This is a genomic window from Priestia sp. USM5, assembly GCF_058323215.1.
In genome coordinates this window covers 3,313,218-3,339,503 of the sequence record NZ_JBSGKN010000001.1, presented here as the reverse complement: position 1 = coordinate 3,339,503, position 26,286 = coordinate 3,313,218, and the positions used below count along the sequence as shown (strand labels likewise).

25 protein-coding genes and 2 riboswitches are annotated in these 26,286 nt (G+C 38.4%); of the genes, 19 read left to right on the top strand and 6 right to left on the bottom strand.

The annotated features are described in order from the left end of the window. The first annotated feature begins 50 nt into the window (after positions 1 to 50). Entirely contained in the window at positions 51 to 752 is a 702-nt protein-coding gene (locus tag ACWATA_RS17870; protein ID WP_028414147.1) for an NAD(P)H-binding protein, read from the top strand. Between the two features lie 31 nt (positions 753 to 783). On the opposite strand, the gene ACWATA_RS17865 is transcribed toward ACWATA_RS17870, so the two are convergent. Then, a complete protein-coding gene (locus tag ACWATA_RS17865) occupies positions 784 to 1,005 on the bottom strand; it encodes a hypothetical protein (RefSeq protein ID WP_047751404.1) in 222 nt (73 codons plus the stop codon). Between the two features lie 316 nt (positions 1,006 to 1,321). Then, the gene (locus ACWATA_RS17860; RefSeq protein ID WP_013055988.1) at positions 1,322 to 1,507 is read right to left on the bottom strand and encodes a YkvS family protein; all 186 of its coding nucleotides are present in this window, start codon (positions 1,505 to 1,507) and stop codon (positions 1,322 to 1,324) included. A gap of 308 nt (positions 1,508 to 1,815) precedes the next feature. Between ACWATA_RS17860 and ACWATA_RS17855 the strand changes: the two genes are divergently transcribed. The 4 genes from ACWATA_RS17855 to ACWATA_RS17840 all read left to right on the top strand — a co-directional run bounded on the left by ACWATA_RS17855 (position 1,816) and on the right by ACWATA_RS17840 (position 4,373). Continuing rightward, positions 1,816 to 2,661: a patatin-like phospholipase family protein gene (locus tag ACWATA_RS17855; RefSeq protein WP_028414145.1), complete on the top strand. Its 846-nt coding sequence runs from the start codon at positions 1,816 to 1,818 to the stop codon at positions 2,659 to 2,661. Between the two features lie 17 nt (positions 2,662 to 2,678). Then, the gene (ykzS, locus tag ACWATA_RS17850) at positions 2,679 to 2,873 is read left to right on the top strand and encodes a protein YkzS (RefSeq protein ID WP_033578384.1); all 195 of its coding nucleotides are present in this window, start codon (positions 2,679 to 2,681) and stop codon (positions 2,871 to 2,873) included. A gap of 147 nt (positions 2,874 to 3,020) precedes the next feature. Then, on the top strand, positions 3,021 to 3,347 hold the full coding sequence (locus tag ACWATA_RS17845) for a hypothetical protein (protein ID WP_013082248.1): 327 nt from the start codon (positions 3,021 to 3,023) through the stop codon (positions 3,345 to 3,347). A gap of 312 nt (positions 3,348 to 3,659) precedes the next feature. Continuing rightward, entirely contained in the window at positions 3,660 to 4,373 is a 714-nt protein-coding gene (locus tag ACWATA_RS17840) for a cell wall hydrolase (protein ID WP_165635670.1), read from the top strand. Between the two features lie 165 nt (positions 4,374 to 4,538). On the opposite strand, the gene ACWATA_RS17835 is transcribed toward ACWATA_RS17840, so the two are convergent. Further along, complete coding sequence (locus ACWATA_RS17835; protein WP_033578386.1) at positions 4,539 to 4,898, bottom strand: YueI family protein; 360 nt, start codon at positions 4,896 to 4,898, stop codon at positions 4,539 to 4,541. Between the two features lie 664 nt (positions 4,899 to 5,562). On the opposite strand from ACWATA_RS17835, the gene ymaG reads away from it, so the two are divergent. The 5 genes from ymaG (at position 5,563) to ACWATA_RS17810 (ending at position 8,644) form a co-directional block, all read left to right on the top strand. Continuing rightward, complete coding sequence (gene ymaG, locus ACWATA_RS17830) at positions 5,563 to 5,844, top strand: inner spore coat protein YmaG (RefSeq protein WP_033578387.1); 282 nt, start codon at positions 5,563 to 5,565, stop codon at positions 5,842 to 5,844. Positions 5,845 to 6,074: 230 nt separating this feature from the next. Then, positions 6,075 to 7,373, top strand: a complete 1,299-nt coding sequence (locus ACWATA_RS17825; protein WP_048020028.1) for an NCS2 family permease — start codon at positions 6,075 to 6,077, stop codon at positions 7,371 to 7,373. Between the two features lie 173 nt (positions 7,374 to 7,546). Further along, positions 7,547 to 7,921: a hypothetical protein gene (locus tag ACWATA_RS17820; protein WP_028414141.1), complete on the top strand. Its 375-nt coding sequence runs from the start codon at positions 7,547 to 7,549 to the stop codon at positions 7,919 to 7,921. Between the two features lie 204 nt (positions 7,922 to 8,125). After that, positions 8,126 to 8,389, top strand: coding sequence for a hypothetical protein (locus ACWATA_RS17815; RefSeq protein WP_013055998.1), 264 nt, complete (start codon positions 8,126 to 8,128; stop codon positions 8,387 to 8,389). 48 nt (positions 8,390 to 8,437) lie between these two features. Beyond that, positions 8,438 to 8,644 (top strand): hypothetical protein, encoded by a 207-nt coding sequence (locus tag ACWATA_RS17810; protein WP_013055999.1) that lies wholly within the window; start codon positions 8,438 to 8,440, stop codon positions 8,642 to 8,644. Positions 8,645 to 8,701: 57 nt separating this feature from the next. On the opposite strand, the gene ACWATA_RS17805 is transcribed toward ACWATA_RS17810, so the two are convergent. The 3 genes from ACWATA_RS17805 to ACWATA_RS17795 all read right to left on the bottom strand — a co-directional run bounded on the left by ACWATA_RS17805 (position 8,702) and on the right by ACWATA_RS17795 (position 15,149). Further along, complete coding sequence (locus ACWATA_RS17805) at positions 8,702 to 9,499, bottom strand: Cof-type HAD-IIB family hydrolase (protein WP_028414140.1); 798 nt, start codon at positions 9,497 to 9,499, stop codon at positions 8,702 to 8,704. 367 nt (positions 9,500 to 9,866) lie between these two features. Further along, positions 9,867 to 13,310 (bottom strand): methionine synthase, encoded by a 3,444-nt coding sequence (gene metH, locus ACWATA_RS17800; RefSeq protein WP_034268190.1) that lies wholly within the window; start codon positions 13,308 to 13,310, stop codon positions 9,867 to 9,869. Next, positions 13,311 to 15,149: a bifunctional homocysteine S-methyltransferase/methylenetetrahydrofolate reductase gene (locus ACWATA_RS17795; protein WP_473050008.1), complete on the bottom strand. Its 1,839-nt coding sequence runs from the start codon at positions 15,147 to 15,149 to the stop codon at positions 13,311 to 13,313. It lies immediately after the preceding gene. A 107-nt stretch (positions 15,150 to 15,256) separates the two neighbouring features. Beyond that, positions 15,257 to 15,363: riboswitch (SAM riboswitch) on the bottom strand. 332 nt (positions 15,364 to 15,695) lie between these two features. Between ACWATA_RS17795 and ACWATA_RS17790 the strand changes: the two genes are divergently transcribed. From ACWATA_RS17790 to ptsP, 9 genes are all read left to right on the top strand, one after another. Further along, positions 15,696 to 16,730, top strand: a complete 1,035-nt coding sequence (locus tag ACWATA_RS17790) for a YkvI family membrane protein (RefSeq protein WP_223546455.1) — start codon at positions 15,696 to 15,698, stop codon at positions 16,728 to 16,730. A gap of 107 nt (positions 16,731 to 16,837) precedes the next feature. Then, positions 16,838 to 16,988: riboswitch (FMN riboswitch) on the top strand. A 278-nt stretch (positions 16,989 to 17,266) separates the two neighbouring features. After that, positions 17,267 to 17,926, top strand: coding sequence for a riboflavin synthase (ribE, locus tag ACWATA_RS17785; RefSeq protein WP_028414136.1), 660 nt, complete (start codon positions 17,267 to 17,269; stop codon positions 17,924 to 17,926). 16 nt (positions 17,927 to 17,942) lie between these two features. After that, on the top strand, positions 17,943 to 19,136 hold the full coding sequence (locus tag ACWATA_RS17780; RefSeq protein WP_028414135.1) for a bifunctional 3,4-dihydroxy-2-butanone-4-phosphate synthase/GTP cyclohydrolase II: 1,194 nt from the start codon (positions 17,943 to 17,945) through the stop codon (positions 19,134 to 19,136). Between the two features lie 91 nt (positions 19,137 to 19,227). Continuing rightward, on the top strand, positions 19,228 to 19,698 hold the full coding sequence (ribH, locus tag ACWATA_RS17775; RefSeq protein WP_013056007.1) for a 6,7-dimethyl-8-ribityllumazine synthase: 471 nt from the start codon (positions 19,228 to 19,230) through the stop codon (positions 19,696 to 19,698). Positions 19,699 to 20,079: 381 nt separating this feature from the next. Further along, positions 20,080 to 20,952, top strand: a complete 873-nt coding sequence (locus ACWATA_RS17770) for a hypothetical protein (RefSeq protein WP_165635675.1) — start codon at positions 20,080 to 20,082, stop codon at positions 20,950 to 20,952. 131 nt (positions 20,953 to 21,083) lie between these two features. Continuing rightward, entirely contained in the window at positions 21,084 to 21,932 is an 849-nt protein-coding gene (glcT, locus tag ACWATA_RS17765; protein WP_165635676.1) for a glucose PTS transporter transcription antiterminator GlcT, read from the top strand. Positions 21,933 to 22,202: 270 nt separating this feature from the next. Further along, positions 22,203 to 24,266, top strand: a complete 2,064-nt coding sequence (gene ptsG / locus ACWATA_RS17760; RefSeq protein ID WP_025749413.1) for a glucose-specific PTS transporter subunit IIBC — start codon at positions 22,203 to 22,205, stop codon at positions 24,264 to 24,266. 18 nt (positions 24,267 to 24,284) lie between these two features. After that, positions 24,285 to 24,551: a phosphocarrier protein HPr gene (locus tag ACWATA_RS17755; RefSeq protein ID WP_013056011.1), complete on the top strand. Its 267-nt coding sequence runs from the start codon at positions 24,285 to 24,287 to the stop codon at positions 24,549 to 24,551. After that, positions 24,551 to 26,272 (top strand): phosphoenolpyruvate--protein phosphotransferase, encoded by a 1,722-nt coding sequence (gene ptsP, locus ACWATA_RS17750; protein WP_045292764.1) that lies wholly within the window; start codon positions 24,551 to 24,553, stop codon positions 26,270 to 26,272. Before ACWATA_RS17755 ends, ptsP begins: the two co-directional genes overlap by 1 nt. Positions 26,273 to 26,286: the final 14 nt, after the last annotated feature.

Genomic DNA, 26,286 nt, shown 5'->3' with positions numbered 1-26,286 from the left:
GTATGCAACCTGTTTTCCATTGCAAAAACAACAGATGAGAAGGTGAAAGAATGTCACAGAGATCAGCATTAGTATTAGGTGCAAGCGGACTTGTTGGTCAAGAACTTTTAAAAATGTTATTAAGCAACAGCTTATATAACCATGTGACAGTGTTTGTTCGAAAAAAGCTACCAATCGAACACACAAAGCTACGTCAGCTTGAAATTGATTTTTCAGAGCTTGATAAGCACGAAGAATGCTTTGCAGTTGATGATGTATATTGCTGTTTAGGCACGACAATGAAAAAAGCAAAAACAAAAGCGAAATTCATTAAAGTTGACTACGAATTTCCTTTAAAAGCGGCTAAATGTGCAGAAAAATATCGCTGCAAAAACTTTTTAACGATTACAGCAATTGGTGCTGATCTTCGTTCGCCATTCTTTTACAGTAAAGTAAAGGGGCAAGTAGAAGAAGATATCGCAAGCTTGTATATCCGTTCTACTCACTTTTTCCGCCCATCGTTATTATTAGGCAAGCGCCAAGAGTTTCGCCTATTTGAAAAGCTTGGGGGATACACGTTAAAGTCGTGTTCATTTTGCCTTGTAGGAAAGTGGAGAAAATATCGTCCAATTAAAGCGTATAACGTAGCCAAATCCATGATGAAAGCTGCACTTGAAGATAAATGTGGTGTTCATGTACATGAAAGCCAAGACATCTATACAGGTGAATGCTATTATTCGTTTACCAACGGCAAGCGCGTGTTATCAAAATAAAAAAAGCCTCTTCATAAGAAGAGGCTTTTTTCTATCTTCCGTCAGCATCCGCGTTCCCATCACCATCACCATCGTGATCGTGATTAGAAGCAGATTCACTCCAGCTTGTGTAGGAGTTAGAATCTTCTTCGGCATAATTCATGGGTTCAACGGATGTTTTTTTATTTGAAGTTTGCTTGCGTTTAAAAACGAACTGCACGATGAAAAAAAGAATGACAATAAGTGCAACGATAAACAATACAGTATCAAACATGCTAGTAATTCCTTTCAGTAAGTAGGTAGTAGTAGCTTGTTCTTATTGTCACACGAAAATAAGACCCTTTCAAGAAAAAATGGGGCCTGGTTTTGTTTCTTTAAGGAAACTTTTTTTATCTTAGCCATATATTATTGTATGAAGAAACATTTTAGAAAAGAGGGAGTACAGTGAAAAAAAGTTCGAAGGATGTTAAGGTTCAACAGTATATTTATCTCATGTATAAGCTGGGAATTATTACAGAAGAACAAAAGAATCAGTTCTTTCAAAACCACTAAAAAAGCAACCGTTTTTGCGTTCCGGTTGCTTTTTCCCTTTACATAGCGGGATTAATAATCGTGTAGTTTTTGTGGTTGACAACAGTTCGCTGTTCTAAGTCTAAATCCCGGTAGTTTGTCATGTAAGTCAAATCAACAATCACGGAGTTTTCATTTACTTTTTCGACAATGCCCTGTAAGCCATTTTTGAATTCTATCAAGTTTCCTACCTCTGCTATTTTCATCATTCATCGCTCCTTTGTTTTAAATTAGTTCATTATTAATTTTTTAAATAATTTTAATTTTGAAAATAGTAAAACTAGTTAGCGTTTTCTTTTTTTACAATTTTGCCTTAAAACTGGGAATTAGTAAAGGGTTTTTTGAAAAAATATAAAATAAAATTGAAAAAACAAGTAAAATGTGCTGAGGAATAAAAGGAATTGGTAGCTTTAACGAAAGAGAGAAGCAACACAGTTCCATCTTTGTTCATCTTTCGTTATAATAAACGAGGTATAATCTTGTCATAAATTATAAGAATTAGAAGGTGTAGAAATTGAAAGATACTGGACTCGTGCTCGAAGGAGGCGGTATGAGAGGCCTTTATACAACCGGAGTTTTAGATTACTTTATGGAAAGAAATCTGTACCTTCCGTATGTAATTGGCGTTTCAGCCGGCGCTTGTCATGCCACTTCTTATTTATCTAGACAAATAGGAAGAAGTCGCAAAGCTAATTTAGATTTTTTAGAGGATCCTCGCTACTTGTCGTGGAAAAATTATTTTAAAACAAAAGAGATATTTGGAATGGATTTCGTTTTTGATGAAATTCCTAATCAGCTTCTTCCATTTGACTTTGAGGCATTTGCTGAGCGTACAGAGAAGCTTGTAGTAGGAGCAACGGACTGCGTGACGGGAGAACCCGTTTATTTTGATGAGTATGATCGGGATATTTTGACAGCGGTTCGCGCTTCTAGTTCCCTTCCATTTTTAGCACCTGTCGTTACATATAAAGGAAAAGAGCTGTTAGATGGAGGAATCAGTGATCCGATTCCAATCAAAAAAGCAGTGCAGGATGGATATAGAAAAAATATTGTTGTGCTAACGCGAAACGAAGGATATCGAAAAAAGAAATCAAATATGCTTTGGTTATTGAAGCGCAAATATCGTCATTATGATGGGCTGACTCGTGCGCTTGAGAACCGCTATAAATTGTATAATGAAACATTGTCATATATTGAAGAGCAGGAAAGACAGGGGAATATCTTTGTGATTCGTCCGCAATCCCCTCTTGTAGTAGGGCGAATTGAGAAGAATCGTGAGCGTCTCGACGCTCTTTATAACCAAGGATATAAAGAAGCTGAAGCTCAATTTGCGTCTCTGCAAAATTGGCTGAACAGCTAAAAACGAGGTGGAACTGAATGGATGAACAAACAGTAATCAATATGTTAAATGAGTTAAGTGAAGGAAAAGTAACCGAAATTAAAGTTAAAAAAGAAGACTTTCTTGCTTTTCGCCCTTTTTTAGTAAATCGCCCTGATTTCAAACATTTTCGTGGAATCGCCGGACGCGGAGGCGATTTTACCTATACGTATCTAGAAATTCCTAGGAGTTAAACGAAATGATGGCATTATTTGATTATGCCTTATATAATGGATGTATGAGCCTGTACAGTAGAGAATATACTGTTACAAGTGCTTGTGCGTTTATTTAGTAACGTATAGTAAGAGCGAATAAACGTGTTTAGTTATAGGAGGGATATTATGGATGAGTTTCGAAAAAGTACAGCACCTTTTTATTTTGCAGATCATATATGGAAAGATAAAAATGGAATGACGACTTATGGGATGCTGTTAACGAACCGGCCCGAAGATGACGGGGACTATGACCTCCATTCGTTATTAGAAGAAGCATATGTAGATCATAAAAAAATTCTAATTACTACTGTTTACGACAACAGTGAACAGCAGTTGACCGGATACGTGATACATTTATCAGATGATCAAGACGTTTTTACGTTTATGGATGATACGGGTGCTAAACTAGTGATTGATTTCTATGATGTTGTAGAAATTGAGATCGAAGATTAAAAAGAGCTGAATGTTGATTACAACATTCAGCTCTTTTGTGTAAAAGTAGATGAATTTAAATGTTTATCATAAGAATTATAAGGGAAAAACGAATGAAGAAATTTCTGATTAAACTGAAATAAGGCGGGAAAATATACCTGTATTTTAGAAAAATTACCGTGATTATGACAAAAAATAAGGTACAATGTCATATTTGTGTTCCGAACGTAATTTTGTTCATCAAACTTAAAGAAATGTAATTGAATCGTTCGGTGAAACCCCCATATAGCTATGATAGAGTAATACCATACGAAATTTCAGGAGGTATTACCTATGAAACATAGTTATATGAAATCAATGGTAGTAGCTTGTTTAGCTACTCTTTCATTTATAGGTTTTAATGCAACAGCTACGGCTGCAACTAATTATAAAGTAGTCAAAGGCGATAGTCTTTGGAAGTTAGGTAAAAGATATAGTGTAACAATTGACGATATTAAAAAATTAAACAATCGTCAAGGAGATATGATTTATATTGGTGAAACATTAGCTATTCCGAGTAAGACAAAAGTGCTGGCTGCTGAAACAACGGAACCTTCAACGGCAGCACCTGCTAATACGGCTAAGCCAGAACCAAAACCAGAAGCCAAACCTGCGAACCAGGAAACACCTGCAGTTTCGATTTCGGCAAGCGAAAAAGATTTATTAGCTCGCTTAGTAGAAGCCGAAGCAAAAGGCGAATCGTATGAAGGAAAAGTAGGGGTAGCAACAGTAGTGTTAAACCGTGTAGATTCTCCGAAGTTTCCAGATACGGTAACAGGAGTTATTAAACAAGTTGTCGGAAAAGCATACGCTTTTTCACCGGTTCAAAACGGATCAATTAACAAACCTGCTTCAGAAGATTCGAAAAAAGCAGTAGAGCAAGCGTTGACTAGAAAAGATCGTTTAGACGATTCCATTTACTTTTATAATCCAAAAACAGCTACCGATAACTGGATTCGTTCACGTGCTGTAATTAAAACAATTGATCATCACGTGTTTGCTAAATAAAAAAGAGGCTGCAACAAAAGTATTTTAGACGAAGTGAAAAACGAACCATTGATCACATGTTGATCAATGGTTCGTTTTTTTTTTTTGATGGTGAATATAGTTTTATCTGTCTCGTTCCTTCTAGCAGTTGATTGGATTCATTTCGTTATGTGTCAACCTCTTTTTTTAGTCTAAAAAGATATCTCGTTCCAAACTGCCTTCAGAACCCGTTAAAACTAGACCAATATCGGTATCAGCTTCTAAGTTCTGAACGATGGTAAAAGGCACTTTATGTTGGTTAGCCACTTGAATATAAGGGGAGAGGTATGAATAAGACAAAGAGCCATTTAAAAACAAATGACCGTCTTTCACTTTTTTTAAAAGAGGCTTTATTTTTGCTGCATCCTTTTTCATGACTTGCCCTTTTTTTAGCGCAATTTCAATATTCTCACGTAGAGCAGTTAAGAAATATCTTCTTTCGTCTCTTTTTGTTTCCTTTGCTCCGTACATTCCTCGTTCTAAGTATTCTTCTAGTTGATCAGACATTATGTCACTTCCTTTCGTTATAAACTATAAACGATTATGGATATAAGTAAAAGGGACAGGAAAAAAGGAAAATCATTGTGCTATATCACCTGTTTTTTTGCTGAGTACAAAGAAAAACAAAAAATGTGTTGAAATTTAGCCTAAAATATTGTTTAATGTAAATAGATAGAAAATCATATCGGTTTTTTATTAAAGGTTTGTAAGCGATTACAGATATACATACATAGCAGCGTTTGGGGAGACGCTCCTATGATTTTATGTTCAAAGCGCATTGTATAAAAAGGGGATTATATAGCTTTAGGGCATATACGGTCAAGCAAAGGGTCAGATAAATTAATAAAAAATCGCTATGTATTTTCATAAGAAGAACGGTCAACATCTTTGTTGAGCGTTCTTTTTATGCGTTCATATTATGTTTATTTCTCATTGCAGCAGCTGCTGAAAATGCTAAAAGGACATTCCTCGTTTCATCTCTCTTATTTTACATGTAGTATGTTTCAAAGCCTTAAAAAATATGTCTGTACGCTTGTTTGATTCTAACGAGGTGATAGAAAAAGAATATTTTTTAAGAAATCACAAAAAAAGAGGCGATTGCCTATGCAAGAAGTAGGTGAATAACATATGTAATAAAGAGAATGAAATATAATTTGAGGAGGCATGTATCATGCAAGAATTTGATATTAATGACATAAGAAGACCATTTGGTGGTTTTGGAGGCTTTGGCCGTCCAGGATTCGGTTTCGGTCGCCCAGGTTTTGGTTTCGGTCGTCCTGGTTTTGGCTTCGGCCGCCCGGGGTTCGGTTATGGCTTTGGTCGCCCTTGGGGTTGGGGCTTTGGAGCTCCATTTCTTGGAGGGTTAGTTCTTGGAAGTGCATTAGGAGGTCCAGGTTATTACGGTTATCCAGCACCATATTATCCGCCGTACCCACCATATTATTATTATTAAAACAGTGAGCGCTGATAAAGCGCTCTTTTATTATGTCCAATTCAAGGTATATATAGAATGCATGCAAGACGCTACGTTTAGAAAATGATAACAGTTTTAAATAAGGAATGAACGCTTAAGCTAAAGGAGACAAGTTTTCCTTGCAACAATTGTTGATTTTGCTATAATAACTTCGGTGGCATTTTTGGTCACTGGGTGGGCGAGGGATAGATGAAAAGAAGGAAATTAGATTGAACGCATTATTTGAAAAGTTGTTTCGTTTAAACGACCACCAAACAACTGTCGGAAAAGAAAGCTTAGCTGGGGTCATTTCATTTCTTTCCATCGTGTATATTATTGCTGTTAATTCAACCATTTTGTCTGATGCTGGTATTCCGCTTGAAGCAGGAATATTCGCAACAGTGGCTTCGGCTTTTGTAGGCTGTGTTATTATGGCTTTTTGGGCAAATGCGCCTCTCATTCTGGTGCCAGGTATGGGGATTAACGCATTGTTTACGTATACGATGGTTCAATCAATGGGGTTATCTTGGCAAGAAGGGTTATTAGCAGTAGTGATATCCGGCTTTCTTTTTATAGCATTAGCTTTTTCACGACTGTCTGCCAAAATTGTTTCTTCGATTCCGCATTCGTTAAAAGAAGCGATAACAGTCGGTGTTGGCTTATTTTTAACATTTATCGGTTTGCAAAAAGGGAAGCTTGTAGTTCCAAGCGAAAACACTTTTGTAGCACTTGGAGACTTGTCAGATCCGTTTGTTATCAGTACGCTGTTGACGTTAATTATCACAATCGTACTGTTTATCCGAAATGTGAAAGGTAACTTTTTGTTAAGCATGATTGCTGGATCCGTCCTTGCCTTCTTACTTGGTGTAAGAAGCAGTGCAGAAAATGGACAGTCCGCTGCGAGCGTGAACGACTTCTTTAGCAGCTTTGGCACATTGTCTTTTGGAGCCATTGGAGACGTTGCGTTTTGGGCAGCTGTCTTTTCATTAACAATGGTATTGATTTTTGAAAATATCGGTTTGCTTCATGGTCAGCTAGGTATGATGAATCAAGATAGCAAATTTCCGCGGGCCTTTCAAGCAACAGCCGCCTCAGCTTTGCTAAGCGGGGTGTTTGGAACAAGTCCAACGGTGTCTTCTGTAGAAGGAGCATCTGGTATTGCAGCTGGAGGGCGAACGGGTTTAACATCGCTGATTACAGGAGTTTTATTTTTAAGTTCACTTCTGTTTATTCCATTTATCAAGCTGGTTCCAGATAGTGCTATTGCACCTATTCTCATTGTGATTGGAGCACTAATGATTCAAAATATCAAAAACATCAATTTACAGGACTTAACAGAAGGTTTCCCTGCATTTTTAATTATTGCGCTTATTCCTCTTACGTACAGCATTGCTGATGGAATTGCATTTGGGTTCATTGCGTATCCACTGCTTAAATTATTCCTTGGTAAAATGCGTGAAGTATCGATGTTTATGTATGTAAGCGCGCTATTGTTTTTCTTGAATTTTGTGCTGCATTATATTGCTTAAAATAGACAGCTGAGTACTTTTGCTCAGCTGTTTTTTGTGTTTGCGGTAAAGAATCCTCTTTTTAGATATCATACTCCGTATTTCGTGCCCTTTGGTTAATCAGTCGCTTCTAAAATGGCGTTTCCTGCGTAAAGTAGTACAGAAGTCGGAGGGGATATAAGGGGGAGAAAACGATGGGAATTAAATTAATTAAAATATCAGCCGTTTATTTTGGAATTGGCATCATATTGGGGTATTATATGTCAATTGTTCACAGCTACGCTTTGACGCCTGTTCACGTGCACATTAATTTATTAGGATGGACGTCGCTTACGTTAGCGGGACTTATTTATTATTTGTTTCCTGCGTTTAGCGAAAGTAAATTAGCTAAACTGCACGTATGGTTGCATAATATAGGATTACCGGTCATGATGATTGGTTTATTTCTCATGATCGTACTAGAAAACCAAGCTTTTACACCCGTAGTGGCAGTAGGAGCAACACTTACGGCTATTGGCGTTTTAATTTTCGTATATCACATCCTTAAAAATTTGAAATCTGAACGATAAACCAAGAAGGTTGTTGACGATGGCTGCTAATTTCAAAAGGAAAAAGAACCAGCTATAGCGAATATACATGTAAACAAGGTGAAAGTGCGATTTACATAAAGGTGTGCTAGGCATCTTTATAAGGAGGGGTAAGCTGCAGGGATTTCTAGCTCTTATAAAAGCCAATAAAAGGGCTGATTATAAGTTTCTTGCGGCGGAGATACTATGGGAGAACATCAACAATTAGTGCGTGTTAGGGAGCTAGCAAATGAAATTATTCGACTTCGTCTTCAAGACCGTACGACTTATGACGAATTAGAGTTGCAAAATAATGTAGAGTTGTTGTCTCGTTCTGTGGTTGACTTAGTAAACATTATGTTAGCCGAAGATGTGGATTCGTCTACGTCTTTAAAAGCTACAGCTTCTAAAATGAAAATGGTGTATAATAACATGCATCAAGCTGAGAAAAAAGATTATTTGCATTTCTAATTGCTAGGCTCCTTTTCGCCACAAACGAAATGGAGGTGTACGAGGCAGATGCTATCGTCACTAACGACTTCTGAAGCTATTGTAGCATCCGTTCTTGCACTGGTTGTCATTGCCGTTTCCATTATCTTTTTTGCCACTCTTATTATGGTTGTTGTTCGACGAGAAAGAATCAGCAGCTTGGTTAATCATGGAGAGCATGCAGATGGGAAGCAAAAAAGCTTAGGTGAATTTTTTCGTTCTTTACGAAAAAAATAACTACCGTTTTCTTATTAAATAGATAAAAGCGGTCAATTTAAACGTTGACCGCTTTTTTTAGATTGTTTGCTTATTTTTTTCTAAAACAATACGCGCTGCTTCACTAACAGATGACACAACAGCAGAGGCATGGCGCTGAACAGCTTCAGGAGCTGTAGCCATAGCGAAACTGTTCGGTGTTAATTGAAACATAGGAATATCATTAAATGAATCCCCCACACATGCAATTTCCTCTGGTTTTAGCTGAAGATGATTTAATAAAATTTCAATGGCATTTCCTTTGCTGATATGTTTAGGCATAATATCCAAACACTGCTTGGCAGAAATATATGTATCAATATAATCACCAAACTCTTCGTTCACTTCTTTTTGCAGAGCTACCATTTCATCATGATCTCCAAGAACCGTGATTTTAGATGGAGAAAGAGCGTGACCAAATGAATCTGTCATTTCAATTTGTTCTTCGATAGGGAAAAACATGTGAGTTTCAATTGCTTCAATAATTTCATTTCGCTGCTCTACATAATTCGTGTCGTTTGAACAGACAAGCGTAATACGGTTAGGATCTATCGTTTTTTTATAAAGTTGAACCGCTAAATCATCTTCAAACACTTTTCCATGAAGTTCTTGATTTTCTTTGGTCCACACAAATCCTCCGTTTTGGCTAATGCGATGAAATGTATTATTAATATCAGTAGAAATCTTTAAAATTTCCGTATCCATTCGTCCAGAAGCAAGACAAACCTCTACTCCTTGGCGCTGAAGTTCACTAAGTGCGTCTGCATTATGCTGTTCTACGTATTTTTCTTCGTGTAAAAGAGTTCCATCTAAGTCGCTTACAAATAATTTAATCATCTCTTGAAAATTCCTTTCCCTAAAAAAATTACCTTGATAAGAGTGTTACAAATTTATTACATTCCTTATTCTATCAGTGTTTCCCAAGAAACTCATAAAAAAAGCTCAAACCGGCGGTGAATTCAAAGAGATTAAGACATAACTACATCACTTTTTTTCGCAGGAGTCTTCGCCTTGCCCTTTAATCAACAGCTACATGAAATCTAGTTCACCATCATAATGAAAACAATCCGAACGGAGTTGATTCTCAATTAAGAATTAACTCCGTTCGGATCTTTCTTCAACTAAAATCCATTTGTCGCAGCCTTTTTTTTAGGTTTGTTCACTGTAAAAAAACAGCCGCGGTCTAAAAGACCGCAGCCATGTTTTACAATACGTTAAAATATTTCGCTTCAGGATGTGCAAAAACAAGGGCTGTAACAGAAGCTTCTGGTTCCATCATGAAACCGTCTGTTAACTGAATGCCGATGTCTTCAGGTTTAATTAATTTAAACAGTTTTGCTTGGTCTTCAAGGTCTGGACATGCGGGATATCCGAATGAAAAACGCTGACCTTGGTATTTGGCTGAAAAACGCTCCGCCATTGTAAAGTCAGGCGAATCGGGGAATCCCCAGCGGTCACGAATTTGCTGATGAACACGTTCTGCTAATCCTTCAGCTAGTTCAAGCGCAAGAGCTTGGAACACGTGACTCTTTAAAAACTCGCCGTTTTCTTTGAATTTCGCCGCGCGTTCGCGAATGCCTGTTCCTGCTGTTACAGAGAAGAAACATACATAGTCCATCTCTTTTTCTTTAGGCTTTGCAAAATCAGATAAGCACAGGAACTGTCCTTTTGCTTGTCGAGGGAAGGTAAAACGTTCAATTTCTGTTTTTTCATCAGCAGGATCATAAATAATTAAATCATTTCCGTCTGCTTGAGCAGGGAAGAACTGATAAATAACCGCTGGTTTAATTAAGTTTTCTTTTAGTGCCAGTTCGAGAAGGTCATCAACGGTTTCTTTTAATTGAACAGCACGCTCGTCTTTTTCAGCAAGCAGCTTATTCACTTTTCCTTTTAGTCCTAAGTGATGGCCTAAAAGCATCTGCCAGTTAATATACGGAAGAACCTGTGCCAAATCGTAGTGTTTGACAACGTGGCGCTTTAAATCAGCCGGTACAAAAACAGGAACATCCGTTGAAATGGCGGATCTTTCTAAAACAGCCGTAGCTGCTTGAGCGGTTTGAGGCTGGCGTTCTCGAACCGTTACTTTCTTTTCTTGACGCGTTTTTAAATCTGCTAAAAGCTGAATAACTTCTTCTTTGTTCTGCAGCTTATTTGCTAACGCTAATCCGTCCATCGCATCTTTGGCGTAGAGGACGGCACCTTCATATTCCGGGGCAATTTTAAAGTCAGTAAATTTACGGGAAAGGGCAGCGCCTCCTACCATAATTGGAACATCAATGCTTGATTGCGTTAAATCTTGTGCAGTTAAAACCATTTGCTGAGCTGATTTTACTAAAAGACCTGACAGGCCAATGATGTCTGGCTTTTCGTCTTTTACTGCTTCAATCAGCTGCTGCGGCGTTACTTTAATTCCTAAATCAATGACTTTAAAACCATTGTTGCTTAAAATGATGTCTACTAAGTTTTTACCGATATCGTGCACGTCGCCTTTAACCGTTGCAAGAATCACTTTTCCTTTTCCAGAATCATTTTCAGTTGCTTCCATATGAGGTTCTAAAAAGGCAACGGATGCTTTCATAACTTCCGCACTTTGAAGCACTTCTGCTACAATCAGCTGGTTGTCATTAAACAAACGTCCGACTTCTGCCATCCCCTTCATAAGCGGTCCGTTAATAATATCTAACGGATCATCATATTGAGCTAAAGCCTGTTCTAAATCAGGAAGCAATCCTTCTTTTGTACCTTCGACAATATACATTGCCAATCGTTCTTCAAGTGTTAACGTAGAAATTTCTACTTTTGCTTCTTTCTTTTTATCACGATAAAAGTCCGTAAACGTGCTTAGCGTTTCATCAGTTGTGTTAAATAATAACGCATTAGCAAGCTCAATTTCAGCTTCTGGAATAGAAGCATAGCGCTCTAATTTTTCTGTATTAACAATGGCATAATCGAGTCCAGCCTGCGTACAGTGATAAAGGTAAACCGCATTTAGTACTTCACGTCCGACTGGAGGAAGACCGAATGACACGTTACTTACGCCGAGAATGGTCAGGCAATCAGGCAGGGCTTCTTTAATCATTTTAATTCCCTTAACTGTTTCTTCAGCAGAACCAATATATTGTTCATCACCAGTCCCTACAGGAAACACAAGAGGGTCAAAAATAATATCTTTTGGATTAAAGCCATGTTTTTCAACAAGCAAATCATGTGAGCGTTTAGCAATCTCTACTTTTCTTTCTGCAGTAACGGCCATGCCTGTTTCATCGATTGTACCGACAACCAGAGCTGCGCCGAATTTTTTTACTAGCGGTAAGATTGCATCAAAACGCTCTTCACCATCTTCTAAGTTAATGGAGTTGATAATGACCTTGCCTTGCGAGTACGTTAAAGCTTTTTCAATAACTTTCTCGTCAGTTGAATCGATTACAAGAGGAACCTTCACTTTTTTTACAACTTCTTGAATAAATTCCTCCATGTCTTCCATTTCTTCACGGTCTGGATCTGCTAAGCAAATATCAATAACGTGAGCACCATTTTTAACTTGAGCACGCGCAATTTCAGATGCTTCTTCAATTTTCCCTTCCGCAATCAGACGCTTGAACTTGCGAGAACCGATTACATTCGTACGTTCTCCCACAAAAAGAGGGCGCATAGAATCGTCATATACAAGCGGTTCAATACCCGTTACAGCATGATTATGCTCGGAGCGATCAAGCGAACGAGGAGCAACCTCTTTTACCGCTTCAGCAAGTGCTTTAATATGAGCAGGCGTTGTACCACAGCATCCGCCTACAAAGTTCAGCCAGCCTTTATCAGCAAACCCTTTAATTTTTTGAGCCAGCAGCTCAGGGGACTCATGATAATTGCCTTCTTCATCCGGAAGTCCAGCGTTTGGATAACAGCTAACAGCTGAAGTGGCTAGGTCTGAAAGAGAGCGAATATGATCCGTCATAAATTCAGGACCTGTCGCGCAGTTAAGTCCGACTGAAAGAGGCTTCATGTGTTCCAGTGATAAGTAAAAAGATTCGATATCTTGACCAGCGAGAGTTGTTCCCATTGGCTCAATCGTTCCTGAAATCATAATTGGAACTTCTATTTTCAGTTTTTCAAACGCCGCTGTAATGCCTAAAAACGCAGCTTTTACGTTCAGCATGTCTTGACAGGTTTCGACTAGAAGTAAGTCGACGCCGCCGTCTAACAAACCCCGAGCTTGCTCTTCGTACGATTCTACTAACTCAGGGAATGTAATACCTCCCGTAACAGAGAGAGTTTTAGTGGTAGGGCCGATAGCTCCAGCTACGAACCTAGGCCATTCGGGAGTTGAATATTTATCACGGGCTGCACAAGCAAGCTTCACAGCTTCGATATTCAATTCATACGCCAAGTGGCCTAAATCGTATTCATCAAGTACGGTAGATGTTGAGCCAAACGTATTGGTTTCAATGATGTCAGCACCCGCTGCAAAATACTCTTCATGAATGCGCTGAATTACATGAGGCGCTGTTCGGGTCAAATATTCGTTGCAGCCTTCATATTCTTCGCCGCCAAAATCTTCAGCGGTTAAATCAGCATCTTGAATCATCGTTCCCATTGCTCCATCGATGACGAGTATTCGCTTCTTTAGTTGTTGTTCGATAAGTGAGCTCATTTATATCTTCCTTTCTGATGTAACGAGTTGCTTGTCATGAATATAGCGTGTTAGAATTTCGGTCATTTCATAGCGCATAAACGGAGTAATTAAGTAAATACCGTCAAATAGCTCATATGCTGTATCAATTAAGTTTTTTGCAATCGCAAGGCCTTCGACTTCACCGCGAATCCGGTCATTTCCCGTTGCGTCCATACGTTCTAGAATATCTTCTGATAATTTAATTCCAGGTACTTCATGGTGAATAAATCGAGCATTTCTTGCGCTTGTTAACGGCATGATCCCGATGTATACCGGTGTTGTTAAATGTTTGGTTGCTTCATATACCTCTTCAATTTGCTTAGTTGAATAGAGAGGCTGAGTAATGAAATAGTGAGCCCCGCAGTCGATTTTCTTTTCCAAGCGCTGAACGGCTCGGTCTAAGTGACGCACGTTTGGGTTAAAGGCAGCTGCAATAGAAAAATTGGTTTTTTGACCAAGCGGTTTGCCGGAATAAGATAGTCCTTCATTAAACTGAGCGATTAAACTAATCAAGTCAAATGAAGATAAATCATAGACCGAAGTGGCGCCAGGGAAATCGCCAACTTTTGACGGATCACCGGTAATTGCAAGCACTTGATTCATTCCTAGCGTATGAAGTCCCATTAAATGAGATTGAAGTCCAATTAAATTTCGGTCGCGACAGGTAATATGAATAAGCGGTCGTGCTTTTGTTTCTTGTTGCATCAGTGTTGCCATTGCCAAGTTGCTGATGCGAGGTGAGGCAAGAGAATTATCAGCTAATGTAATAGCATCTACGCCGACTTTATCAAGTGCTTTTGCGCCTTCTAAAAATTTCGTCGGACCAAGCTGTTTAGGCGGATCCAGCTCGACGATAACCGAGCGGCGCTTCTTCACAATTTCGTGCATATGAGGTTTATCCTGCTGCTCACGCTCTTGAACCGTAACGACTGGTCTCATTTTAACGACTTTGCTTGTAATCGGAGGCAGGTCTTTTAAGGCAGACGACATGGCGCGTACGTGAGCTGGTGTTGTACCGCAACATCCTCCAATTAAGCGAACCCCTTGTTCGCGGAATAAACGCGCGCTTTCTACAAAGTAGTCTTCATTCGTTTCATATTCCAGCTTGCCTTCCACATACGCCGGAAGGCTGGCATTAGGGTAAGCAGATAAGAAAGCACGATCAGGAAGCGGTACTTCTTCAAGAGACTGAATCATATGATAAGGACCTAAACGGCAGTTTAGCCCGACAACATCTGCTCCCAAGTCTTCTAATTCTTTTAATGCATCTGCTAAAGGACGCCCATCTTGCAGTACGCCAATATCATGCAGGGAAACGTGGGTAATAATAGGCTTATCCGTTTCTTTTCTTGCTAGTGTAAGAACGGTCTTTAATTCTTCGAAATCATAGTATGTTTCAAATAAAAGGCCATCCACGCCTTCATTTAAAAGCCAAAACATTTGTTCACGAATGCTTCGCTTAACCTCTTCTAAACTAATAGCATTTTTTTGGAAAGAACGAATTCCACCAAGTGTACCAAGCACGTAAGCCTGATCTTTTGCAGCTTGTTTCGCTAATTTTACACCAGCAACATTGATGTCTTTGACTGAATCTTCTAATCCATAACGGGCAAGTTTTTGATAATTAGCAGCGTACGTATTTGTTTGAATAACGTTTGCACCAGCTTCTACATAGGCTCTGTGAATACGAGAAACCTCTTCTGGTTTGGTGATGTTTAGTTCTTCAAAACAGCTGTCAATACCGTGTGAGTAAAGGAGGGTACCAGTGGCACCATCCCCAATTAAAATTTTAGACTTTAAATCTTCAAGTAACCCCATGTCAAAACCTCCTTAAATTGTTCCGCTTCTATTTCACGAGTGATTCGTTTTATGCAATATGCCGATAAAATAGAAAAAGTCTTCTTAAGAAGAAGACTTTTTTCGCCTTCTTATCTTCCAAGCAATAAATTGCTTGCTGGATTTAGCACCATGTCTCTAACGACTGGTTGCTGAGGTTTCAAAGGGCCAGTCCCTCCACCTCTCATGATAAGAATCAATTGTATATAATTGAAACATATTTTTTTAAATAGAAAGAATACTTATTTAATAATTTATCTGATTTTTAGAAATTATACAACAGTAAATTGTGAATTTCCAGCAAATATTGAGGAAAATTTAAAAGCTAAAGGGAAAATATCCGTATATTTTGTTTGAAAACTGCCGTTATGTTAAGGGATAAAGGGTTTTCATGAAAAAAACAAGAAGGAAATAAAAAAACGAAAAAGGAACAGCACCGGGTGAGGCGAGGATTTACATATAAAAGGCTCGTCTTTTTTTAACCGTTTCTACATATAGTGAACTATGAAGGGTAGAAGGGTGATGGGCATGAAAAGGTGGAAACTCACGCTGCAGGTTGCTGCTACGTATGTAGGCACCGTTGTAGGAGCCGGTTTTGCAACAGGCAAGGAAATTGTTCAATTTTTTACACAGTACGGGGAACTTGGAATGGTTGGAATTTTGGTCAGCGGCTTGTTTTTTATTTGGCTAGGTTCGAAAATGATGCTGCTTTCGCACGCAATTGGGGCTTCTTCTTATCAGCAGCTTAATACATATTTATTTGGTGATGTACTTGGAAAAGCGGTAAACGGTGTAATGATCGTCATTTTATTTGGAGTAACTTCAGTCATGCTAGCGAGTACGGGGGCAATAGGAAAAGAACAGTTCGGGCTGTGGCCTCCTGTTGGGATGATTTGTACAATTGTTTTAACTTATATATTTATCGCAAGAGGAATTAACGGTATTTTAATGGTTAATTCTCTTGTTGTGCCGATGATGCTTTCATTTGCTTTTATCATCTTTGTGCCAAATGTCAGCTATTTCTCACTGATTCAAACGAAGCCAGACTTAACGCTCGTCACACAGTGGAAGTGGGCGGTTAGTCCCTTTTTATATATTTCCCTAAATCTAGCTTTGGCTCAGGCCGTTTTAGTTCCATTAGGAAGCTCCGTGAAAGATAAGAGCGTGATCAAAAAAGGGGCCGTAATAGGAGGATGTGTACTTACGTTTATGCTTGTTTCTACTCATCTTGCCCTTTCCAATTTGCCTTATTCATTTCAACTTGATATTCCTATGAGTGCCGTTGTTAAAAATATCTCAGCGTGGGTGAATGTTTTATTTACGGTAGTTGTGTTAGGCGAGATTTTTACTACATTGATTGGAAATGTATTTGGAATCGCTAAACAGCTTCAATCATTTCTTCCCCTGAATGACAAACAAGCTTTTGCGTTTATTATCTTGGCATGCTTTATTATCGGGCAATTTGGATATGCTCAGCTTCTTGAGTTTTTGTATCCGATATTTGGCTATATTGGACTAGCTTTTGTATGGATGCTATGTATTAAAAAAGAAAAAATAAGCTAAAAGCTGGATTTTGAAGAGCGGATGTGAAAAAACGAAGTTAAATGATGTGACAAGTCGATTTTACTTTGCTATAATGTAAAACAAATAAGACTCTAGCAGTCGAATATATTATCCTTCGGGGTCGGGTGTAAGTCCCAACCGGCGGTGATAAAGCATATGCTTTTAAGCCCGTGACCCGTTTTCATACGATGTATGTTAGCGGTGGATCTAGTTAAAATCTAGAGCCGACAGTAAAAGTCTGGATGGGAGAAGGATCAGGAAGCACAGTTGTTTTTTTGTGTTGTATTAATAAGGGACAGGTTTGCCTTTTTTAAAGCTACCCTTGTTTTTATACACAAAACATAACTGTTTATTTCGTATACAATTAGCGGAATTTTGCATAGATAAAACTGATTCAGCTCAGCCGACCCCTTGGACATTTGTTCAAGGGGCTTTTTTATTTTCAGTGGTTGGGGGAAAGATAAATATGAAAAAAAAGCAGCTGCTATTTCAAAACGGCATAAGAAGTTGGAATAGCGCCAAAGCAGGTGAAGAAAATGTTCACGGGTATTATTGAAGAAATTGGAAAAATAAAACGGATTCAAAAGGCTACAGAAGCAATTGTTCTTACGATTGATGCGAAGACCGTGTTAGAAGATGTGAACTTAGGGGACAGTATTTCAGTTAACGGCGTTTGTTTAACCGTAACGGCTTACTCTCAAAATGAATTTACGGTCGACGTCATGCCGGAGACGATTAAAGCAAGTACCCTGCAGCTTCTAACCGTTGGATCACGTGTTAACTTAGAACGGGCGATGGCTGCAAATGGCCGGTTTGGAGGGCATTTCGTCAGCGGACACGTTGATGGAATTGGAACCATTGTAAGCAAAACACGTAAAGGAAATGCCTTTTATTATGAAATTCAAGTGGATCCTGAACTTCGTGAATTTATGATGTTAAAAGGATCTGTTTCTGTAGACGGAACAAGTCTTACTATTTTTGATGTCAGCAATCAATCATTTACTATTTCTCTTATTCCTCATACGGTGCTTCACACAGTCGTGGGAGACAAACAGCGAGGAGACAAGGTGAATATTGAATGCGATATGTTAGCTAAATATATGCATCAGATGATGGCTAACAAGTCAACTCCTGGCGCCTCGAATCGGTCAGGTAATATGAAGGATTTATTGCAGCAGCATGGTTTTACAAATTAACAGTGAGGTGAAAGAGATGTTTCATAAAGTAGAAGAAGCCATTGAAGAGTTAAAAAAGGGAAAAGTGGTTATTGTATGCGACGATGAAGATCGAGAAAATGAAGGAGATTTTATTGCATTAGCCGAAAAAACGACGCCTGAGGTTATTAACTTTATGGCTACTCATGGAAGAGGATTAATTTGTACACCTGTTAATGAAGAAATTGCGCATAAATTGAATCTTCACCCAATGGTAGTGAACAATACGGATGTACATGGAACAGCATTTACAGTAAGTATTGATCATATTTCAAGTACAACAGGTATCAGTGCGTACGAACGTTCTGCTACCGTTATGGCTCTTGTAAATGAAGCAACGGTAGCAAGTGATTTTCAACGACCAGGACACATTTTTCCGTTGATTGCAAAAGACGGGGGCGTTCTGCAGCGTGCGGGTCATACAGAGGCCGCTGTTGATTTAGCCGTGTTAGCAGGAGGAAAGCCTGCGGGTGTTATTTGTGAAATTATGAATGAAGATGGAACAATGGCACGCGTACCGGATTTAACAAAGATTGCAGAGCAATTTGATTTAAAAATGATTACAATAAAAGATTTGATTGCCTACCGCCGCAAACATGACCAGCTGATTAGCCGTGAAGTAGAAGTAAGCTTACCTACGGCATTTGGTGATTTTAAGGCTGTAGGATATACAAATAAACTTGATAATAAAGAACATGTGGCTCTTATCAAGGGTGATATCGATCATAATAGCCCCGTTCTCGTGCGTGTTCACTCCGAGTGCTTGACTGGAGATGTGTTTGGCTCTGAGCGCTGTGACTGCGGTCCTCAGCTTCACGCAGCTCTTACGCAAATTGAAGAAGAAGGACGCGGCATTCTGCTGTATATGCGTCAAGAGGGCAGAGGTATTGGCTTATTAAATAAGCTAAGAGCATATAAGCTGCAGGAAGAAGGATACGATACCGTAGAAGCGAATGAAAAACTCGGGTTTGCTGCGGATTTACGAGAGTATGGAATCGGTGCTCAAATCTTAAAGGACCTTGGAGTCAAACAAATGAAGCTTTTAACGAACAATCCTCGCAAAATTACTGGGCTAAAAGGCTACGACCTTGAAGTGGTAGAGAGAGTGCCTCTTCAAATGCCGGCAGTGGATGCCAATAAAAAATACTTAGATACCAAAGCTAAAAAACTAGGTCATTTATTACATTTATAAGTTTACACTTTTTTTCGTTATAACAAATGAAGCTAATTCATGAAAAGAAATGTAAATAACTATATATTACTACTAGCAGGAGGAACAAGAGATGAATCATTTATATGAAGGAAATTTAGTTGGCACAGGATTAAAAATCGGAATCGTGGTAGGGCGTTTTAATGAATTTATTACAGGGCGTTTACTTAGTGGAGCAGAAGATGCGCTTAAACGTCACGGCGTAGCTGATGAAGATGTAGACGTGGCTTGGGTACCGGGCGCTTATGAAATTCCATTAATCGCTAAAAAATTAGCTGAATCTAAAAAATATGACGCGGTTATTACGCTAGGAACGGTTATTCGAGGAGCTACTCCACACTTTGATTTTGTATGTAATGAAGTAGCAAAAGGCGTTGCATCTCAAAGCTTACAAACAGGCGTACCAATTATCTTTGGTGTATTAACAACTGAAACAATTGAGCAAGCAATTGAACGTGCAGGAACAAAAGCAGGAAACAAAGGATGGGAAGCTGCAGCATCAGCTATCGAAATGGCCAACCTTTCAAAAATGATTGAAGGATAGTAGAAGTAATTCCAGTTTTTGTGAGCTGAAGAGTTAAAAGAGGCTGAAACAAAAGTATGGTAGTTGAAAGAAGATCCGAACGATGAATCGTTCGGATTTTTTCATGGTTAGGGTTACATTACAACGTAGGTTTCCTGTATGTAGGCTTCTAACTGTTGAGTGGAGAGCAGGGCGAAGGCTCCTGTAGGGAAAGCGAAGCCTTGCAGGGAATCACCTGCAGTGCAGCAAGCGATCCATACTATCTCATGTATCCGATTTGTTCGCCTTTAGATTAGATTGATGTAGTATGTCTCAATCTCTTTTGAATAGCAGCTAGCTATGTATAATTTAGCTAAAACGTCTTACTCTAAGTAATAATTAGGTCGTAAAAGGGAGACGTCTATGCCTCATTATACTGCTTTTTTTGCATTGATTATTATCAGCACAGCCGTTTTGCTTACAGTATTCATACGTAAAAAAGATAAAAGGCTAGTCGTTTTGCTTTTTTTTATCATTGGAATGGCTTATGTACTAGAGTATGTTGTATTTGTGTTGTTTGAAAGTTACGAGTACGATCCTGATTTTATGACCAATGAATATTTTGATAATTTGTTTGGGTCCTTAACTTCTCAAACGTTTGCTTTTCCAATCATGGCTATGGTGGTAGCTGCTTATCAATTAAAATTCCGCTATATTTTAATCATTTCGGCTATGTTTATGGGGATTGAAGAATTATTTTTACACTGGGATATTTATACACATCACTGGTGGAAAACAATTTATACAGGCGTTTTAATGACTATAGGCTTTAGTATTTCAAAGATTTGGTATGTATGGCTAACAGAACGGTATATGACATTTGTGCATTACGCTACATTTTTTCTGGGAATGCTCGCCATTACTTCTACTATTATGTTTCTGCTGTTAGCATACTTTCATAATAATTGGTTTTATACGGGATGGTTTGCGTCGGCTACTCATGATTCCGTAAATGCAACGATGATTTATGTTTGTATTGTTACGATTCTCCTCGTTTGGAGTGTAGTCAAAGAATTTTTTATTGGAGCTGGGATCATTATAGCGGGGCTGCGTATAGTAGATATTTTACTAATTCACTATGGGATTTTACTGGTATCTATTACCACTTCACTTGTTCTTTTTACGCTTTTACAAGCGGGTGTATTCATTCTGAGCGTTATGCTTCAAAACTTTATTATGAAAAATTGTTATGGGACGAGCAAAAAAGACGTTGCGTTTCCAGCAAAGAACTACTAAGATAATACGTAACTCAAATAGTTTAGTTCAATAATATTTGAAACAAAGAAAAATGAATTGACGGTTATGCGTATTATTTGTAAGATAGGAAAGCAAATAATAGAAAGCCGAAACAGGGGAGTGAAGGATTCGTGAAAGAGTCCTTTTTTGTAGAAAAGGTACTTAATAATAATGTATTAATTGCTAAACACCTTACCTATGATGAAGTTGTGCTAATTGGGAAAGGAATAGGGTTCAATAAGAAAAAAGGCGATGAAATCGATGCAAAAGCCGTGGAGAAAATGTTTTTGTTAAAGAGTGAAGAAGAGCAAGAACAGTACAAGCAGCTTTTAGCTCAGGTGGATGAAGACGTGATTGAAATGATGAATGATATTGTAACGCACATTCAAAAGCGTGTTAACATTCCTTTGAATGAGCATATACACATTTCATTGACGGATCATATCGCGTTTGCAATAAAACGTTTTCAGCAGGGAATGGGGCTTAAAAATCCATTTTTACTTGAAACAAAAGCCTTATATCCAGAGGAATACACGATCGCATCTGAAGTGGTAGAAATTATTAGTCGTAAAATAGGCGTGAAGCTTCCAGTAGGAGAGATTGGTTTTATTGCGCTACATATTCACAGCGCGCTGACTGAAAAAAATCTGCTGGAAGTGAATCAAGACTCGCAGCTTATTCAAACGATTATTAATGTGATTGAAGAATCGCTTCATCTGCAGGTAGACAAAGAATCTGTACACTATATGAGATTGATTCGTCATTTACATTTTGCCATTGATCGAGTAAAAACAGGAGAAAAAATAGAAGAGCCAAAAAAAATTGCTTTGCTATTGAAAGAAGAATATCCTCTGTGTTACAATGTGTCTTGGAAAGTGATAAAAGTAATGCAGCAAGCGTTACATTTACCTGTGTATGAAGCAGAAGCAGTTTACTTAACGATGCATTTGCAGCGACTTATAACAAAAACGGATTTATAAAATCATTTCAATACGTGTTACTGATACGATCAGGCATGAGTGAGAAATGAAGCGATGTGTAATTGGATGAGTGTATCCATTTGTCGTTTCTTTTTCCTCATGCCTTTTTTTGTTATAAGAAAGCGCAATCATTGAAGACTTCGCCTCATAACACCAGGAGATGTAATGAGTTTTCTAGTTAAAGAAAGCGTTTTATGAAAGCGCGTTAATGATTCACGTATCAAATAAATAGCTTGTTGCACACTAAGTATATAAAAGGGGGTAAACGCCATGTTCAAAAAGCTTTTTGGCGTCTTACAAAAAGTTGGTAAAGCACTTATGCTACCGGTTGCGATTTTACCGGCAGCAGGTATTTTATTAGGCTTCGGTACAGCGTTTCAAAATGAAACATTATTAGACTTATTACCAGCCTTAAATGCAGATTGGTTCCAGCTCATTGCTCACGTAATGGCTAATGCCGGCGACATTATTTTTGGTAATTTACCGCTATTGTTTGCCGTTGGGGTAGCCGTTGGATTAGCTGGCGGTGATGGAGTAGCAGGAATTGCGGCCATTGTTGGTTATTTAATTATGAACGTAACAATGGGTACAGTAAAAGGGTTAGATACATTAGACGCAGTAGAATTTAGCAAGTTATTGAAGGAAAGCCCAGCATATGCAAGTGTACTAGGTATTCATACACTGCAAACGGGAGTATTCGGTGGTATTATCATCGGGGTACTTGCAGCTTCAATGTATAATCGATTCTTTAATATTGATTTACCAGCATATTTAGGTTTCTTTGCTGGAAAACGTTTTGTTCCAATTGTAACTGGAGTTTCAGCTATTATCGTAGGGTTAATTATGGTAGTAGTATGGCCAGTAATTCAAAGTGGTCTGAACACTTTCTCAACAAATATGATTGATTCAAACTTAACCTTATCAGCATTTATCTTTGGGTTAATTGAACGTTCATTAATTCCATTTGGGCTACATCATATTTTCTATTCACCTTTCTGGTTTGAATTTGGGCAATATGTAGATAAAGCAGGTAATGTGGTTCACGGGGATCAACGTATTTTCTTTGCACAATTAAAAGATGGCGTGCCTTTAACAGCAGGAACATTCCAAGTTGGTAAATTCCCGTTCATGATGTTCGGATTACCAGCAGCAGCTCTTGCAATTTATCACGAAGCTCGTCCTGAAAACAAAAAATATGTAGCTGGTATCATGGGTTCAGCTGCTTTAACATCTTTCTTAACGGGTATTACAGAGCCGCTTGAGTTCTCATTCTTATTCGTAGCGCCAATACTATTTGCAATTCACGCAGTATTTGCTGGTTTGTCGTTTATGGTTATGCAATTATTAAATGTTAAAATCGGTATGACGTTCTCTGGGGGAGTCATTGACTACATTCTATTCGGGGTTCTACAAAACCGTACAGCATGGTGGCTAGTTATTCCAGTAGGTTTAGTTCTAGCAGTTATCTACTACTTCGGTTTCCGCTTTGCAATCCGTAAATTTAACTTAAAAACACCGGGACGCGAAGATAAAGAAGAAGGTGCAGATGATGAGAAAGTAGAAGCAGCAGAGCTTCCAACAAATGTTTTAGCTGCACTTGGCGGTAGAGAAAATATTACACATTTAGATGCTTGTATTACGCGTTTACGTGTTTCAGTAGATGATGTGGGTCACGTTGATAAAGACCGCTTGAAAAAACTTGGAGCAGCTGGTGTTCTTGAAGTTGGTAACAATATTCAAGCTATTTTCGGTCCGAAATCTGACACGTTAAAAGGTCAAATTCAAGACATTATGAATGGCAAAACACCGGTTGTCACAAAAGAAGAGACAAAAACAATTGAAAAACCTGTTGCAACATCTGAAGTAGGAAGCGATAATGGTAATGATATTGTTTCACCGATTGAGGGAGAATTGGTACCTTTATCGGAAGTACCAGATCAGGTATTTTCACAAAAATTAATGGGTGACGGTTTTGCAATTATTCCGAAAACAGGCACAGTAGTTGCACCAGTGGACGGAAAAATAGTAAACTTATTCCCGACGAAACATGCTTTAGGTATTGAATCAACGACTGGACGTGAAATTTTAATTCACGTTGGTATTGATACAGTTAATTTAAAAGGCGAAGGTTTTGAAGCTTTAGTTGCCCAAGGCGATGAAGTGAAAAAAGGACAGCCTCTATTGAAAATTGATTTAGACTTTGTAAAAGAAAATGCGCCATCGACGATTACGCCGATCATTTTCACGAATTTACAAGCTGATGAAAAAATTGATATCTTAAAGCAGGGCCAAGTTTCTCAACAAGAAGCAAATATTATTAACATTTCAAAGTAAAAAGGAGATTGATTTAACATGGCACAAAAAACATTTACAGTAACAGCAGACTCAGGAATTCACGCACGTCCAGCAACAACTTTAGTACAAGCAGCAAGCAAATTTGATTCTGATATCAACTTAGAATTCAACGGTAAAACTGTAAACTTAAAATCAATCATGGGCGTTATGTCTTTAGGTATTCAAAAAGGCGCTACAATCACTATCTCTGCAGAAGGTTCTGACGAAGCAGATGCACTTGCTGCTCTTGAAGATACAATGAGCAAAGAAGGATTAGGCGAATAATGACAAAGGAAATTCAAGGCATTGCCGCTTCTAGCGGCATTGCTATTGCTAAAGCATTTCGTCTAGAAAATCCAGAATTAACCGTTGAAAAAAAATCAGTAACTGAAGTTGAAGCAGAAGTAGCACGTCTAGAAGCTGCGCTAGAAAAATCAAAATCAGAACTTGAAATTATTAGAGAGCACGCTCGTAAAGAACTTGGAGATGACAAAGCAGAAATCTTTGAAGCTCACTTATTAGTTCTAAGCGATCCTGAACTTATTAATCCAATTAAAGATAAAATTACGAATGAAAATGTAAACGCTGAACATGCACTTGATGAAGTAGCGGCAATGTTTATTAATATGTTTGAGTCAATGGACAATGAATATATGAAAGAACGTGCTGCTGATATCCGTGACGTAACAAAACGTGTATTAGCTCACCTTTTAGGTGTAAACGTTTCAAATCCAAGCTTAATCTCAGAAGAAGTTGTCATTATCGCAGAAGATTTAACGCCGTCTGATACAGCACAGTTAAATCGTAAGTTCGTAAAAGGATTTACAACAGATATTGGCGGACGTACTTCTCACTCAGCAATTATGGCGCGTTCAATGGAAATCCCAGCTGTTGTAGGTACAAAAACAGTTATGGAAGACATTCAAAACGGCGTATTAGTAATTGTTGATGGTTTAGATGGCGAAGTTATCGTTGATCCAAGCGAAGAAACAGTAAAAGCTTACGAGAAAAAAGCCGCTGAGTATGCAGAACAAAAAGCTGAGTGGGCTAAGCTTGTAAATGAAAAAACGGTTTCAGCTGATGATCATCACGTTGAACTTGCAGCTAACATTGGTACACCAGAAGATGTAAAAGGCGTATTAGAAAACGGCGGGGAGGGCGTTGGCCTTTATCGTACAGAATTCTTATATATGGGCCGCGAAGAGCTTCCGACAGAAGAAGAGCAGTTTACTTCTTATAAAACAGTTCTTGAACGTATGGAAGGCAAACCAGTGGTTGTTCGTACTCTTGATATTGGTGGAGACAAAGAGCTTCCTTATTTAAATCTACCAAAAGAAATGAACCCATTCTTAGGATTCCGTGCCATTCGCTTATGTCTAGAGATGCAAGACATGTTCCGTACACAGCTTCGTGCGCTTCTACGTGCAAGCGTATACGGTAATCTGAAAATTATGTTTCCTATGATCGCTACTGTTGATGAGTTCCGTCAAGCAAAAGCTATTCTTTTAGAAGAAAAAGCAAAACTTCAACAAGAAGGCGTACAAGTTTCGGAAGACATCGAAGTAGGGATGATGGTAGAGATTCCTTCTTCAGCGGTAATCGCAGATTTATTTGCTAAAGAAGTAGATTTCTTCTCTATCGGAACAAACGATTTAATTCAATACACGCTTGCTGCTGACCGCATGAATGAGCGCGTGTCTTATTTATACCAACCGTATAACCCAGCGATTCTTCGCTTAGTGAATATGGTAATCAAAGCGGCTCACAAAGAAGGTAAGTGGGTAGGCATGTGCGGAGAGATGGCAGGAGATGAGATTGCCATTCCAATTCTTTTAGGCTTAGGCTTAGATGAATTCTCAATGAGTGCAACATCTATTCTGAAAGCTCGTTCTCAAATCCGTCAATTATCAAAAGCTGATATCGAACCTCATTTAGATACAATTCTATCAATGTCTTCTACGGAAGAAGTTATTGAGTTCGTAAAATCAACTTTTCATATTGGATAATAAAAAGGTGTGAT